Source organism: Streptomyces sp. NPDC001717 (assembly GCF_042892775.1).
Classification (GTDB): Bacteria; Actinomycetota; Actinomycetes; order Streptomycetales; family Streptomycetaceae; genus Streptomyces.
The window spans coordinates 155456-169987 of sequence record NZ_JBIAUK010000010.1 but is presented as its reverse complement, the minus strand read 5'-3'; the positions used below and the strand labels follow the sequence as shown (position 1 = coordinate 169987).

General features: G+C 73.6%; 12 protein-coding genes. 3 read left to right on the top strand and 9 right to left on the bottom strand.

The annotated features are described in order from the left end of the window. Nucleotides 1-248 precede the first annotated feature (248 nt). Nucleotides 249-926, top strand: coding sequence for a 4'-phosphopantetheinyl transferase (locus ACFYZL_RS19110; protein WP_384750656.1), 678 nt, complete (start codon nucleotides 249-251; stop codon nucleotides 924-926). Nucleotides 927-1088: 162 nt separating this feature from the next. Here the strand turns inward: ACFYZL_RS19110 and ACFYZL_RS19105 are convergent, their stop codons facing one another. Then, on the bottom strand, nucleotides 1089-1304 hold the full coding sequence (locus ACFYZL_RS19105; RefSeq protein WP_384750659.1) for a hypothetical protein: 216 nt from the start codon (nucleotides 1302-1304) through the stop codon (nucleotides 1089-1091). Nucleotides 1305-1492: 188 nt separating this feature from the next. On the opposite strand from ACFYZL_RS19105, the gene ACFYZL_RS19100 reads away from it, so the two are divergent. Continuing rightward, nucleotides 1493-2527 carry a LuxR C-terminal-related transcriptional regulator gene (locus ACFYZL_RS19100; RefSeq protein ID WP_384750661.1) on the top strand — a complete coding sequence of 345 codons (1035 nt, stop codon included), beginning with the start codon at nucleotides 1493-1495 and terminating at the stop codon, nucleotides 2525-2527. A 51-nt stretch (nucleotides 2528-2578) separates the two neighbouring features. Here ACFYZL_RS19100 and ACFYZL_RS19095 read toward each other — a convergent pair whose 3' ends face one another. Genes ACFYZL_RS19095 through ACFYZL_RS19060 form a run of 8 tightly spaced genes read right to left on the bottom strand, consistent with a single transcriptional unit; the run spans nucleotide 2579 to nucleotide 13472 of the window. Further along, complete coding sequence (locus ACFYZL_RS19095; protein WP_384750664.1) at nucleotides 2579-3430, bottom strand: 4'-phosphopantetheinyl transferase family protein; 852 nt, start codon at nucleotides 3428-3430, stop codon at nucleotides 2579-2581. Next, nucleotides 3427-3609 carry an acyl carrier protein gene (locus ACFYZL_RS19090; protein WP_384750667.1) on the bottom strand — a complete coding sequence of 61 codons (183 nt, stop codon included), beginning with the start codon at nucleotides 3607-3609 and terminating at the stop codon, nucleotides 3427-3429. The genes ACFYZL_RS19095 and ACFYZL_RS19090 overlap by 4 nt, the downstream gene beginning before the upstream one ends. A 43-nt stretch (nucleotides 3610-3652) precedes the next feature. After that, nucleotides 3653-5557 carry an HAD-IIIC family phosphatase gene (locus tag ACFYZL_RS19085; protein ID WP_388680175.1) on the bottom strand — a complete coding sequence of 635 codons (1905 nt, stop codon included), beginning with the start codon at nucleotides 5555-5557 and terminating at the stop codon, nucleotides 3653-3655. A gap of 55 nt (nucleotides 5558-5612) precedes the next feature. After that, nucleotides 5613-6629 carry a 3-oxoacyl-ACP synthase III family protein gene (locus ACFYZL_RS19080; protein ID WP_384750671.1) on the bottom strand — a complete coding sequence of 339 codons (1017 nt, stop codon included), beginning with the start codon at nucleotides 6627-6629 and terminating at the stop codon, nucleotides 5613-5615. Nucleotides 6630-6640: 11 nt separating this feature from the next. After that, a complete protein-coding gene (locus ACFYZL_RS19075) occupies nucleotides 6641-9514 on the bottom strand; it encodes a type I polyketide synthase (protein ID WP_388680172.1) in 2874 nt (957 codons plus the stop codon). Beyond that, complete coding sequence (locus ACFYZL_RS19070; RefSeq protein WP_388680169.1) at nucleotides 9514-9858, bottom strand: acyl carrier protein; 345 nt, start codon at nucleotides 9856-9858, stop codon at nucleotides 9514-9516. Before ACFYZL_RS19070 ends, ACFYZL_RS19075 begins: the two co-directional genes overlap by 1 nt. A 33-nt stretch (nucleotides 9859-9891) precedes the next feature. After that, entirely contained in the window at nucleotides 9892-11676 is a 1785-nt protein-coding gene (locus ACFYZL_RS19065) for an acyl-CoA dehydrogenase (protein ID WP_388680166.1), read from the bottom strand. Next, nucleotides 11673-13472, bottom strand: a complete 1800-nt coding sequence (locus ACFYZL_RS19060; RefSeq protein WP_388680163.1) for a fatty acyl-AMP ligase — start codon at nucleotides 13470-13472, stop codon at nucleotides 11673-11675. The genes ACFYZL_RS19065 and ACFYZL_RS19060 overlap by 4 nt, the downstream gene beginning before the upstream one ends. Nucleotides 13473-13698: 226 nt before the next feature. On the opposite strand from ACFYZL_RS19060, the gene ACFYZL_RS19055 reads away from it, so the two are divergent. Further along, nucleotides 13699-14436 carry a DUF4097 family beta strand repeat-containing protein gene (locus tag ACFYZL_RS19055; RefSeq protein WP_388680160.1) on the top strand — a complete coding sequence of 246 codons (738 nt, stop codon included), beginning with the start codon at nucleotides 13699-13701 and terminating at the stop codon, nucleotides 14434-14436. The last annotated feature ends 96 nt before the right edge of the window (nucleotides 14437-14532 follow it).

Below are 14532 nucleotides of genomic sequence, written 5' to 3'. Positions count from 1 at the left end.
CGATCAATATTCCGTGCCCCAATGGCAAGGCCATGGCAAGGTGCCGCCGGGCCCCTTGACAGCCCCCGACAGGCCGCCCGCCCGAACGGGCCGCCGATGGCAGCGCGCCGGCGGAACGGGTCCGTCACCGCGCCGACCGCCGCGCGGGCCCCGCCATCAGTGGCCCGCGCACCCGGCGCCGCGCACCGTGGGGGGCGAGGCCGCGGCGTCCGCCGCGGCCGTACCGACCCCCGCGGAACGGAGTCCCCGTGCTGTCCTCCCTGCTCCCGCCCGACATCGTGGCCGTCGAGACCCTGACGGCACCGGTCGGCGTCGTCCTCTTCCCCGAGGAAGAGCACTGTGTGCGCGACGCGGTGGCCAAGCGCCGGACGGAGTTCACCGCGGTGCGCTGGTGCGCCCGGGTGGCCATGGCCCGACTGGGCCTGCCTCCGGCCCCCGTGGTGTCCGGCGTGCGCGGCGCCCCGGGCTGGGACCCCTCGATCGTCGGCAGCATGACCCATTGCGTGGGTTACCACGCGGCCGCGCTGGGGCTCCGCGAGCACTACGCCTCGGTGGGCATCGACGCCGAGCCCGACCGACCGCTGCCGGAGGGGATCGTCGAAGTCATCGCCCTGCAACCGGAGCGGCGCCAGGTCGAGGGGCTGCTGCGCACCCGCCCGCACATGTCCTGGGACCGGCTGCTGTTCAGCATCAAGGAGTCCGTCTTCAAGACGTGGTACCCCGCCACCGGGCGGGAGCTGGGCTTCGAGGAGGCGCTGATCACGCTGGATCCGGAGACCTCGGCCTTCCACGCCCGCATCCTCGCCCGGCCCGAACTGCCGGGGGACGAGTACGCCCCCCGCGAGTTCACCGGCCGGTGGGCCACCGACGGCAAGGTCCTGGTCAGCGCGATCGCGTACACCGCCGACGCCCTGGTCACCGCATGACGGGGGGCTCCCCGCGCGCAGGTAGCGCGGAGAGCCCCTGGCCATGACGGGCGGCGGCCGCCGGCCTCGGGCGGCGCCGGTCGAGCGGCCGGCCTCGGGCGGCGCGACTCACACCGCGCGGCTCACACGGCGCGACTCACACGGCGCGACTCACACGGCGCGTCAGTTCCACTGGTCGTCCGCGGGCTTGACGATCGCGCCGGCCAGACCGCTCAGCCCCGCTCGGAGATCGCGCACCACGTCGCCCGGCGTCATGGCGACGGACGCGGTGACCCCGGTCCCGGGCGCCGCGAAGGCGCTGCCGGAAGCGACGGAGCCCAGCAGGACCGCCGCCACCACCGCGCCGGAGATCACACTGAGCCGCTGGATGCCTGCCATTTCTTTCCCCCAAGGATGTGCAAAAGAATTGTAAGGACGACGGTCCCGCCATGCGGAGCGGTCCCTGTCGATTCGTCGCCCTGTCTGCCGTGAACAGCTTGGCCTGCGATCTTCCCCCTCACCAGCGAGATCCCGGTGGCGTAATGTTGCATGACAACAAATAGCACCGAACGGCGAGGAGAAAAGGGATGGTTGGAAGCAATTATTCCGCTTCCGGTTTCGCAGAGCTGGACGACCTCAGCGCCTCCGCATATGGGCAGGCGGTACGCATGGGCCGGTTCGAGCGGGCATCCATCGCCGCCACCCTCTCCGTGAGCCCCGAGGAGGTCGCGCGAACCGAGCTCGTGCTGCGCCACCTCAAGCTGCTCCAACCGATGCCGGGTGACCCCTCGGTGCTGGTACCGGTGGGACCGGACGTCGCGGCGGCCGACCTGGTGGGCGCGGCCGAGGCCCAGATACGCGATCTCCAGAGCGCGGTGACGGACGTGCGGACCAAACTGCTGTCGCTGACCCCGCTGTACTTCGAGGGCCGCAGGGAGCGCAACCGCGTCGAGGCCTTCGACCTCATCAACGACGCCGCGCTGGTGCAGTCGATGATCAACGAGCGTCGCCAGCAGTGCCACAGCGAGGTCCTGATGATCCAGCCGGGCGGCCCCCGCCCTCCCGAAGTCCTCTCCGCCGCAAGGGAAACGGCGCACGAAATGCTCGGCCGAGGAGTGCGCGTGCGCACGCTCTACCAGCACACCGCCCGCAGCGATCTCCCCACCCGGTCATACGTCCGCGAGATCACGGAGGCCGGCGCCGAGGTGCGCACGGCCGACGAGGTGATCGACCGCCTCTTCATCTACGACCGGGAGATCGCGTTCCTCCCGGAGCGCACCGCGGACCCGGGCCGGCCCCCGGGTGCGGCGGTGGTCCGCGAGCCCACGCTGGTGGCGTTCCTGTGCTCGGTCTTCGACCACCTCTGGGACGGAGCGACGCCGTTCGTGCCGGAGACCCCGAAGGCGCCCGCGACCGGAGACGACGTCAAGCGCTCGATCATGCGGCTGATGGCGAAGGGGTTCAAGGACGAGATGGTGGCACGCAGGCTGGGCATGTCGGTGCGCACGTGCCGTCGGCACATCGCGGAGATCACCGAGGAGATGGAGGCGACGAGCCGCTTCCAGGCGGGGTTCAACGTCGCCGTGTCCGGGATCCTCGCCCAGATCAACGACCTGATCTAGCGGGCACACCCGGTCCGGCGGGCGCCCCGGCACCGCCGCCGGGCCGGACGGTCACCTCTCGGACGGCAGGGCGTCCGAGAGGGTGTCGACGCAGTCCTGGTCCAGCATCGTGGTGATGTCCGTCTCGACGGACGACCCGAATCCCGCGTCGTACACGGCGGCGCTGACGCAGTACTCGTCGTCGATCACGAAGGTGTGGAACCCCCATTCGGTGCCCGTCCCCACGGTGCCGTCGGGGCGCTGCACCTGCACCGGCCGCCCGTCGGGGCCGAAGCCGAACTCGGTGAACCGGAAGTTCATGCCCTGCCCTATGGCCTTGCTGTAGGCCTCCTTCAGCGTCCACAGCCGCACCAGGCTGGGGTTGCGGTCCTTCTCGTCCAGCCCCGCGAGCGTGATCAGTTCGTACGGCGTGCACATGTGCCTGCCCATTCCGCCCTGATAGAGGGGGCGGTCCGTGCGCTCCGCGTCCACGCCGATCAGCCCGCGCGTGGTGAGCCCCACCAGCAGCAGGTCCCCGGTGTGGCTGAGGCTGATGTCGATCTGGTCGAATCCGCGCAGGTACGGCCGCCCCGTGGGCCCGTAGGTGAGCTCCAGCTGCACCGGATCGGTACGCAGCACCGCCGCGGCCGCGTACTTGAGCAGCAGACGGGAGGCCGCGTACCGGCCGCGCATGTCGACGTGCGACAGTTCGAAATAGCGCGTCCAGTCGCGCCCGAGGAGGGCCCGCAGCTCCTCGCCTTCGGGAAGCCGTGCGCGCAGCTCGGACATCCGGGCGTACAACAGGGTGGAGCCGTGTGCGCGCAGGTCTTCCCGCACCTGTTGCCAGGCGCCCTCCGAGCGGTCGGAGAGTTCGACGGGCGGGCCGACCGGAGGTCCGGGGCGCACGTCTCGGGAGGCCGTCATGCGCACTCCTTCACCAAGGCGTAGATCTGTTCGAACGTAAGGGCTTCGAGAACGGCGCGGACGGAGAGCCTGCGGCCCGTCTCCTCCTCGACCAAGGCGATGAGCTGCAACAGCAGCACCGAGTCCCACCCCGGCACCTCGTCGAGGGCCGTCGCCAGGCCCCGCTCACCCAGGTCCAAGGAGAACTCATCATGGATCAATCGGCCGAAATCGGCGAGAGTTTCAAGATTCTTCTGCATCGTTTCCAGCCGCGTCGACGGTCATACGGATGTGCTCGGGGAGCGCCGGAAGATCGCTCAAGTCGTGGCGGAGAATGATTCCGTCCCCGTTTCGAGACACCTCCGTGAAACCGGCCGCAGGGTAGAAACCCGCGGCCGGCGCATTGGCGCGGATTGGCCTGTACCTTGCGGTCACCGCCGCACAGCCCCGCTGCGCGGCGTCCGCCAACAGGGCCGCCAGACAAGCCTGTTCGATGCCGCGCGCCAGGACGCGGCAGCTCATCCAGATGTTCTCCAGGTCCAGCAGGTCGCCGGTCCGCCGCGCCAGTACCGCCCCCACCAACCCGTCGTCACCGAACCGGTCGGCCGACCTGGCCACCAGCAGCAGCCGGCCGGGGTCCGCGGCCGCGGCGGCCGCCTCGGCCTCCGTGAGCCGGGTCCCGGCCAGGTTGAACCGGTTGGTCCGCTGCGTCAATTGGGACACCCTGGCCAATTCCCGACCCCTCGGCGGGCCGAACTCCAGACGGATGTCGAGGTCCCTGAGATAGTCCTGCGCCGTCGCGGACCTCTCCCTGGTCTCCCGGCGCCTGCATTCGGCCTGATATCGACGGCTTCGGGACCGGTCGTCGCCCGTCACGCTCGGGCAGTCGAACCAGCCGTCCCGCAGCAGCCGCTCCACATGGAGGGCGGGCTCGTCGTCGAAGCGCACGACGGCCACCCCGGGCAGCTCCTGGCGGATCAGCCCGCACTCGGCCGGGGAGTCGTCCACGAAGACAAGCGCTTCGGGTGCGATGCCGAGTTCTGCCGCGATGGCGCGCAGTCGCCCGTCCTTCGGGGACCAGTCCGCGCTGATGAGCACGAAGTCCTCCGCGCGCAGGACCATGTCCGGGTGCCCGGACAGCGCGGCCAGGACGTCGGTGCGGTCGTTCTTGCTGCACGCCGCGAGCAGCACGCCCTGGGAGGCCAGTTGCGCGACCGTTCGCTGGAGGTCCCCGAAGGCCCTGCCGCGGTCGGTGCCGGCGGCGCCGACCCCCGCCGGACCGTCCTCCGCGAGGACCCCGTCCCAGAGGGTGTGGTCGAGGTCGAGCACGAGGCACTTGCGCGTCATCCCGCGCAGCGACCGGATCAGATGGCCCGTCTCCCTGGCACAGGCCGCCAGCAGGGCCGCCCCCAGCCGCGCCCCCGCGTAGTGCGCGAGCCGCGCGTCGCGAACCGGCCCGCCGTCGGCGACGAGCGGCTCGAGGTCGAGCACGGTCACGCCGGGGCAGGACTCGGCCAGCCGCAGCAGACCGCAGTTGAACTCCCGCCACGCCACCCCCAGGCCGGCCCGGGACCGGTGGTCCAGCAACCGGTGCGCGTAGCTGCGGGGCAGCGGGACGGTGGTGAGCACCAGCGGCCCGTGCCCGCGCTCGGCCCGCCCGGCCGCCACCGCCGCGAGCAGGCCGAGCACCTCTTCGGCGGCCCGCCGCACGTCCGCCACGTGCCATACGGCCGGCACCCGCGAGAACACCGCCTCCGCGTCGAGCAGACACAGCGCCAGGTCGTGGTCCGGTGCGTGGAAGGCCCCCGCCGGGTCGGCGAGGTCGTGCACCCAGGCACCCTGGTCACCGAGTCGGGGTTCCAGCAGCAGTCCGTGGCGGGCGAGTTCGGCGGAGAGCGGGTCGATGACGGGCGCGACGGTGGACTGGCCGGTGACCGCCACCGTGACCACGGGGAGTTCGGGATGCAGCTCCCGGATCCGGGCCCGGTCGGCTGTGGCGAGCAGCCGCCCGATGCGGCGCAGTTCCACCGGGTCCTCGGCCGCCTCGCAGCGGGCGAGCAGCGCCGGGACCGTGTCGTACGCGGCCTCCAACCGCCCGTGTGCACGGAGCCGGCGCAACCGCTCCAGCGCACCACCGCTGTCGTTCATGCGTACCTCGGATTCATGCGGACTTCGGTCCGCGGAGCTCGCGTTCACGGAGACCTCAGACCCTCTCCAGGGCCAGCCCGGCCTTGATCCACTTGCTGGACTCGACCGCCAGGACGAGCGCCCGCTCGCCCGCGGTCATCTCCGGCAGCAGCCGGTCGAGCTGGAGGAAGGGCAGGGCGTTGCCGGTGTTTCCGGTGTCCGCGACGCAGGAGATCTCGCGGGCGTCCGGCAGCGGCAACCGCTCCCTCACCCGCTCGGTCATCCGCCCGGACAGCTGCGGGGGCAACAGCCACGCGATCTCCTCGGGCCTCCAGCCGACCAGGCCGAGCAGGTCCCACAGGACCTCGGCGGCCATCTCGGGCACCTGCTGCTCGATGGCCTTGTAGTCCTCGGCCAGCAGGGTCCGCTCCGACGCGCGATCGCCGACCCCGTACCAGTCCACCAGCTGCCCGGGCTCGCGGCCCAGGCCCGCGAGCGCGTGCACCACGCCGTGGACCGCGACCCGGTGCCCGGCGGGTTCAGCCGTCAGCACGGCCGCCCCCGCGCCGTCCCCGAAGAGCACGTAGTTGACCAGTTCGCGGGTGGGCCGCCGTACCGCGCCGGGCCGCAGGTCCAGATGGCGGTGGGTGACGTCCCCGCCGATCACCAGGCCGGCCCCGGCGCCCGCGCCCAGCAGGGCCCGGCCGAGCTCGACGGCCTGGAGTGCTCCGGAGCAGCCGGACTGCAGTTGGTAGGCGGGCAGGTGGTCGAGACCGAGCCGGTCGGCCACCTCGGTGGCGGTGGTGGGCAGCAGCCGGTCGGGGGTGGCCGTCGCCAGGACGAGGAACTCGATGTCCGCCGGTGGCAGCCCGCTGTCCGCCAGGGCCCGGGTGGCGGCCTCGGCGCACAGGTCGGCGAGCGTGTCGCCGATCTCGCCGGTGGCCAGGTTCCGGGCGAAGTGCCGGCTGCGGGTGCCGACGAACAGGTCGATCCACTCGTCGCTCACGCCGAGGGCCGCGCCCAATTCGCCGTTGCCGACCGGCTCTCCGGGCAGGGCGGAGCCGGTGGCCGCGAGATACGCGGTGGGGTGCATGGTGCTCTCCTTCATGCGGCCGGGGTCCCCGCAGCGGCCAGGTGGTCGGTGAGGAACCCGGTCAGCGCGGCGACCGAGCCCAGCGCGGGCAACATCTCCGGTACGGACACGTCGGCCGGCCGCGGCAGCCGGGCCTCGATCCGGTCCTTGAGCTGCATGATCATCACGGAGTCGAAGCCGAGGTCCTCGTAGAAGCGGGTGGCGGGCCCGACCGTGCCCTCCGGGTAGCCGCCGACCTCGTGGACGGCGGCGACGACGGCGGCCAGTACGGGGTCCGCTTCCACGCGCAATGCCCGGACGAAGTCCGCTCCGGGGGCGGCACCCGCCGACGCGTCGACGGGGCCCGGCATCCGGTCGGCCACGGCCGCCACCGCCGCCGGGCGCTCCTCGCGGAAGCGGCGCTCGGGGTCGAAGACGTACGGCGCCAGCGGTTCGACGCGGCGGTCCTCGGGTGCGTACAGCATGGCCCAGTCAGGGTCGAGGCCCGCCGTGTACAGCCGCGCGACGACCTCGGCGAGGTCCCGCCCCGTCGCCTCGGGCCCGGGGCAGGGGTGCAGGAACTCGGCGCCGTGGGCCTCCCCGGCCATCCCGGCCGGCGGCGGCAACTGCGGGCGGGGCCCCAGTTCGAGCAGGTGGGTCGGTCCGCTCTCCCGCATGAGGGCGCTCAGGGCGTCCCCGAAGAGCACCGGCTCGGCGGCCTGGGCCACCCAGTAGTCGGCGTCCAGCGGCTCCTCGCGCAGCATCCGCCCGTGGCGCGTGGAGGCGAACGGCACCTGTGGCCGCTCCGCGCGCAGGCCCCGGGCGGCGTCCCGCAGGTGCGGGAGTACGGGAGCCGGCACGGCCGGGTGGAAGGCTCCGGAGACCGCCGGCATGGCGTCGTCCGGGGGCAGTTCGGCCATGAGGGCTCCGCGTGCGGCCACCAGACGGGCCGCGTCGCCGAGGCCGAGCACGCCGGCGGCCACGGCGGCGGCGTACTCCCCGACCCCGTGACCCAGTACGGCGGCGGGTCGCACCCCCAGTTCGGCGAAGGTCGCGGCCAGGGCGTAACCGACGGCGAAGAGGGCGGGCTGGGCGTGGCGGGTGCTGCCGATCCGGCGGTCGCCGGTGAGGATCAGCTCGCGCACGGAGTGGCCGGTGTGCGGGGCGAGGGCCGTGTCGGCGGCGTCGAGGTGCCGCCGGTAGGCGCGCGACTCCCGGTACAGGCCCGCGGTCATGCCGGGATACTGGCCGCCCTGCCCGGTGAAGAGGAAGGCGACCGTGGGCGCCGACCACGAGCGGGGGCGGCCGACTCCCTCGCCGCCGCTCGCCGCGGCGCGTTCGAGGACCTCGGCCAGTTCCCGGGTGTCGCGCGCGGTGACGGCGTATCGGTGGGACAGGCCGGTCTTGACGCGGGCAGAGCTCCAGCACAGCGCCGCCACGGGCCCGCGCGGGCGGGCGCGCAGGGCGGCGGCCTGGGCGACGAGGTTGCGGCGCAGCCCCGCCGGGGAGTCGGCGGTGAGCGTGAACACACCGGCCGCCGGGGCGCCGCCGGCGGGCCCGGTGCTTGCGGTGCTTCCGGCGTGTGCGGTGCTTGCGGTGCTTCCGGCGTGTGCGGTGCTTCCGGTGCGTGCGGCGGGGCCCGCCTGCGACCGTACGACCTCGGTGCGGGGCGCGCTCGCGAGCACGGCGTGGGCGTTGGTCCCGCCCATGCCGAAGCTGCTGACGCCGGCGAAGGACTCGCCGCGCGGCAGCCGCAGGGGAGAGCGCAGCAGCCGCAGCCCCCGCTCGGCGAGCCGCAGCCGCGGGTTCTCCCGGTCGGCGAAGAGGCTGGCCGGCACGATCCGGTGGTGAAGGGCCAGCGCCGCCTTGACGAGTCCCACGATGCCCGCGGCGCCCTCGGTGTGGCCGAGGTTGCCCTTCACGGAGCCGATGGCGCAGGGCTGGTCGCGCTCCACCCCGTGCACCGAGCCGAGGGCGGCGCACTCGATGGCGTCGCCGAGGACGGTGCCCGTGCCGTGCGCCTCGACGAAGCGGACCTGGTCGGCGGTGACGCCGGCCCTGCGGTAGGCGGCCTCCAGCACCTTCTGCTGGGACCAGCGGCTCGGGGCGGTGACCCCGTTGCTGCGCCCGTCCTGGTTGACGGCGGTGCCCCGGATGACGGCGTAGACGCGGCTGCCGTCGGCGAGCGCGTCCGCCAGCCGGCGCAGGACGACCACCGCCACACCGTCGCCCCGTCCGATGCCGTCGGCGTCCGTGCTGAAGGGCTTGCACCGCCCGTCCGGGGCCGCGAGGCCCATCTGCTCGTACACCAGGCCCAGGGCCGGGGAGAGCACCAGGTTCACCCCGGCGGCCAGGGCGGTATCGCACTCGCCCGACAGCAGGGAGTTCACGGCCAGGTGCACGGCCACGAGGGAGGAGGAGCAGGCCGTGTCGACCGCGAGGCTCGGGCCGCCGAGGTCGAGGTGGTACGAGACCCGGTTCGCGATCATTCCCGCGCTGCTGCCGGCTCCCAGTTGCGGGGTGACCCACCGGGAGTCGGACATGGTCAGCCGCCCCCACTCGCCGCCCATCACGCCGACGAACACGCCCGTCTCGGAGCCGGCGAGGGCGGACGGCGCGGTGCCCGAGTCCTCGATGGCCCGCCAGGCGCACTGGAGCAGCATCCGCTGGTGCGGGTCCATGGCCGCGGCCTCGCGCGGCGGGACGGCGAAGAAGACGTGGTCGAAGACGTCGATGTCCGCGGCGAAGCCGCCCCGGGAGACGCTGGGGAACTCCTCGGCCCGCCACCGGTCCTCCGGGACGGCGCCGGTCACCTCGCCCCGGCGCATGAGCAGGTCCCAATAGGCCGGAGCTCCGTGAACACCGGGGAAGAGACAGTCGACGCCGACGACGGCTATGCCCTCCATCAGCCCCTCCTCCGCGCGGTCGGCGCGGTCGCGGTCGGCGCGGTCGCGGCCCCCGCGGGGAGCGTCGCGGCGCCGTCGGGGAGCACCGTGGCCAGGTAGGCGCCCAGGCCTTCCAGCGTGGGGTGGTCCCACAGCAGGGTCGGCTCGGCCTGGAGTCCGAACTCGTCCTCCAGATCGCCGCACAGGCTGAGGGCGATGACCGAGTCCAGGCCGTACTCGGCGAGCGGGACCCCGGGGTCGAGGGTGGCGGCCGGACGGCGCAGGTAGAGCGCGGCCCGGTCCAGCAGCCACCGGTGCAGCGGCGCGGCTGCGCCCGGGGCGGTGCGGGCGGTGGGAGCGGTCATCGGTGAACTCCTTCGGCGGGGGCCGCGGTCCGGTCAGCCGTACAGGGGGGTGTTGTAGAGGTCGTAACTGTGCTGCGTGCCGAATCTGGCCCGGGTCTCCTGCCGCAGCCGGGCCTCGCACTCGGGTGGCAGAGCGGGTACGCGGGCGCCGAGCCGGCGGGCCACCTGGTGCAGGGCGGCTGCGGCCCAGGCGGCGTCGGCGAGGAAGGGGTCCCCGCCCCCGCCGGCGTGGTGCCACACGCCCAGCACCGCCGCGCCGGCCAGCAGCAGCGCGTACCGGTCGGCCAGGGCGAAGCCGGCAGCGGTGGGCAGCGGCGCGCGCCCGCCGTCGTCCAGGGCCCGTACCCGGTCGCGCAGTTCGCGCAGCTCGCCGGTGAGGACCCCGACGAGTCCGGCGAGCGCCCGTGTGCAGGGGTCGGCGCCGGTGATGCCGGCGCCGAGCAGCGGCAGGCAGGCCACGACCGCGTCCCGCCCCGAGGCCAGCGCGAGCCGCTCGGGAGGCACGGTGGGCAGGGGGTCCCAGGGGCGGAACAAGGCGGCGGGCGCAGGCTGCTCGCGGAACCACGAGAAGCGGGCCAGGTGCGACAACTGCGGGACGAGGGTGGCCTGGCAGGCGGCCGAGCCGGCGTGGCCCAGGCTCAGGACCGGTACGTCGCGCACGTGCTTCTGGAAGATCCCGAGGGTGCCCTCGCGGCTGTAGATCCCGGAGCCCAGCACCGTCGACAGGTCGTACATGGTCTCGGTGAGCACCTTGGGCAGCAGGTACTTGAGCGCCGCGGAGAACACGCTGGTCTGCTCGGGCAGCAACTGCAGCGCGCGCAGCGAGACCACGGCGAGGGCGTCGTACAGCAGAAGGTTGACGAAGGCGCCGGTGGTCGCGGAGAAGGCCTGGTCGGCGTCGGTTCCCGCCCCGGATGCGGCGGGCGAGCGGACGGACTCGGCAAAGCCGGTGGCGGTGCGCAGGACGGTGTCCACCGCCCCGACCGCGAGCGCGGAGATCACCGTACGGCTGGCCTGGAAGGAGCGCAGGGCGGTCGCCACTCCGCTGCCGAGGGGGCCGAGCAGCGTGTCGGCCGGCACCGGGCAGTCGGCGAACTCCAGGCCCGCGAACCGGCATCCGCGCAGGCCCACGGCGAGGTGGCGGGGCAGTAACGTGGCGCTGCCGGTCGGCAGCGCGGCGGGATCGAGCAGCAGTGCGGAGTGGCTGCGGCTGCCCGGGGCCGGGTCGGTACGGCAGAACAGGACCAGGGCGCGCGCCCGTTCCAGGTTGTTGATGAGCGGTTTGGCGCCGCTCAGGACCAGCGTGGCACCCTCGCGGCGGGCCGTGACCTGGCTGCGGACGTAGTCGTTGCTGTGCGGGGTCTCGTGCTGGGCGATGGCCGCCTTGCCACCGGCCAGCATCGTGTCCGCCAGCCAGGTGCGCTGGCGCGTGGTGCCGGCCAGCCACACGTCGGAGGCGGCCATCCAGCTCATCGCCCCGTATCCCATGCCCAGGCCCACGTCACGGCGGAACACGGGACGCAGGACGGCCACGAGGTTCTCGAAGGTGTCCAGGCGCCCGTCGAGCTCGACGGGCACGAACTCGGCGAACACCCGTAGCTCGTCGAGGAGTTCCTCGCCGGCCGTGAACCGGTCTGCCGCCCGGTCCGCCGCGAGCAGCGGCGCGTACCCGAAGGGGTTGGCCGGGTCGGCCGGGTCGCCGAGGGCTCCCTCCAGCCGGGCGGCGCGCGCCTGCGCGCTCTGCCCGGGGCCGGCGGCCCGCGCGCTGCCCTCCGGGCCGGTGCCCTCGGCGGGACGGGACAGGAGAGGGGCCGTCACCACCGGCCGCCACCCCCGGCCGGCTCGGGGGTGAGCAGGTCCTCGCCGAGGGCGAGATCACGGGCGCGGACCATGGCCTTGACGGCCGGATCGAGCAGCTCGTGGTCGGCGCGGAGTTCACCGCGCAGGAACATGCGGCGCATCAGGGTGCGCTGGATCTTTCCGCTGGTGGTGCGCCCGATCACCCCGGCGCGTACGAGCAGGACGTTGGCCACGGGGATGCCGAACTCCGCGCCGACGGTCTCGACGATCCGGCGGGCCAGGGCGCGCCGGTTCTCCGCGTCGCTGTCGGCCGGTCTGACCTCCTGGACCACGACGAGCTGCTCGGTGCCGCCCGCGTCGACCGAGAACGCCGCCCCGACCCCGGAGCCGAGGGCGGGCGAGATGCCGCGCACGGCCCATTCGATGTCCTGCGGGTAGACGTTGCGTCCGTTGAGGATGATCAGCTCCTTGACCCGCCCGGTCACGTACAGCTTCCCGTCATCGATGGTGCCGAGGTCGCCGGTGCGCAGGTATCCGGTTTCATCGCCGAGAGTGGCGCGGAAGGTGTGCTCGGTCTCCGCGGGCCGCCGCCAGTAGCCGCTCGCGACGCTGTCGCCGCGCAGCCAGATCTCGCCGACGGCGCCCGGCGGCAGCTCCAGCCCGGCCTCGGGGTCGACGATCCGCAGGTCGTAACCCGCGGCAGCGCCGCAGGACACGAGGGTGCGTCCGGGCTTCGAGGGGGCGGCGGGCTCCAACCGGCCCTCTTCCAGGGCGGCGGCGTCGGCGCGCATGCCGTGGTGCAGGGCACCGGGGGTACCGGCGGCCACCAGGAGGGTGGTCTCGGCCAGGCCGTAGCAGGGGTACATGGTCTCGGGCCGCAGACCGGCCGGGGCGAACCGCTCGGCGAAGGCCGCCATGGTGGTCTGGCGCACCGGCTCGGCGCCGTTGAGGGCGAGCCGCCAGTGGGAGAGGTCGAGTCCGGCGATGTCCTCGTCGCGGACCCGGTCGACGCACAGGTCGTAGCAGAAGTTGGGGCCGCCGCCGATGGTCACGCCGTATTCCTCGATGGCGCGCAGCCAGCGCACCGGCCGCTTGACGAAGGAGGCGGGCTGCATCTGCACGGACGTGCTGCCCAGCCACAGGGGGTGCAGGAGGTGGGCGATGAAGCCCATGTCGTGGAAGTGCGGGAGCCAGCCGCCGAACCGGTCGTCGGAGGTGGTGCGCAGCACCTGCCGGAGCAGCGTCTGATTGTGCATCAGGTTCCGATGGCTGATCATCACTCCGCGCGGGTCGGAGACCGAGCCCGAGGTGTACTGGAGGAACGCGAGGTCGTCCGGCCGGGTGCGCACCGGGACCCAGGCGTCCGCATCCCCCAGCCCGGGCAGGTCGGTCGCCAGGCAGGACACTCCGTCGACGAGCGTCTCGGCCAGCCACCGGGAGACGGCCGGGGCATGCTCCCGCTCGGTCAGGACGAGGTGGGCACCGGTGTCGCGCAGCACGGCGGTGACCCGGTCGGTACGGCGGGCCCGCTCGCCGCCGGGCAGCGGGCTGGGCACCGCCACGGCCCCGGCGTACAGGCAGGCCGCGTAGGCGGTGAGGAACTCGGCGGAGGAGGCGTACAGCAGCAGGACGGGGGCACCCGTGGCGCCGCGCTCCTGGAGGACGGACGCGATCCGGCGCGCCTGACGGTCCAGTTCCCCGTACGTCAGCTCGCGCGGCAGGCCCCGGTCGCGCAGCTCGACGTGGGCGACGCGGTCGGCCAGTTGGGCGGTCCGCTCGTGTACGACAGCGGTGAATGTGGACTGGTTCGGCATCGCTCCCCCTCGCGCCGGACATACGGAACACGCCGGGCTGCCCACACGCGGCGGTCCCGACTCGCCCCATGGTCGACACCAGCCCTAAAGATCCCCTTGTGCGCCGGGGCCGGGACCCCAGACCGACCCCTGACCCACCCCAGACAGGCCCGTTCGGCCTGTGGCCACGACACGTGGAGCCCTAGCGTCCGCACCCGTGGAACCGACCCCGACCGAAGGAAGTCCCGTGCGCACCCGCATCCCCGCCCCCTCCCTCCGCAGCCGCGCGACCCGCGCCGCCCTGCCGTCACTGCTCGCAGCAGCGACGACAGGCGCCCTGCTGACAGGCTGCACCGCCCTCCCGACCGACACCCGCACCGAACATCACTCGTACGAACTTCCCGACGCGGTACGGGCATTGGAGGTGACCAACGAGGGCGGGGACATCGAGGTGACCGCCGCTCCCGCCGGTTCAAAAGTCAAGGTCACCGAGACCGTGCGCTTCCGCCGGACCGCGCCGGCGACCTCCCACTCCGTCACCTCGGGCACGCTCCGGCTGACGGCCGCCGGCTGCGGGGAGACCGGCCTGCCCGGCTGCGGGGTGCACCTGCGCATCGAGGCGCCGCAGGACGTGCCCGTACGCCTGGACAGCGCGGGCGGCGACATCATCGTGCGCGGGCTCGCGGCCGCGACCTCGGCCAAGACGGGCGGCGGCGCCATCTCCATCGAGGACAGCACCGCCGAGGACGTGGTGGCGCACACCGACGGGGGTGACATCACGGCCCGCCTGACGGCCGCCCCCCGGCGGATCTCCGCGACCACGGACGGCGGCGACGTCTCGGTCCGAGTCCCCGCCGGACCGTACGCCCTGGACGTGGCCTCCGCCACGGGTTCGCGAAACGTCTCGGTGGAGGACGCCGCGTCGTCCCCGCACAAGGTGCAGGTCCACTCGAAGGGCGGCGACGTACGCGTCGACACCACCTGACCCGGCGCACCGCGCGGGCCGCGGGCGACCCACCCACGGCCCGCGCGACGGGTGGTCGGTCGGTTACAGAGTCCGATCCCGTGGAGGAATAACGCG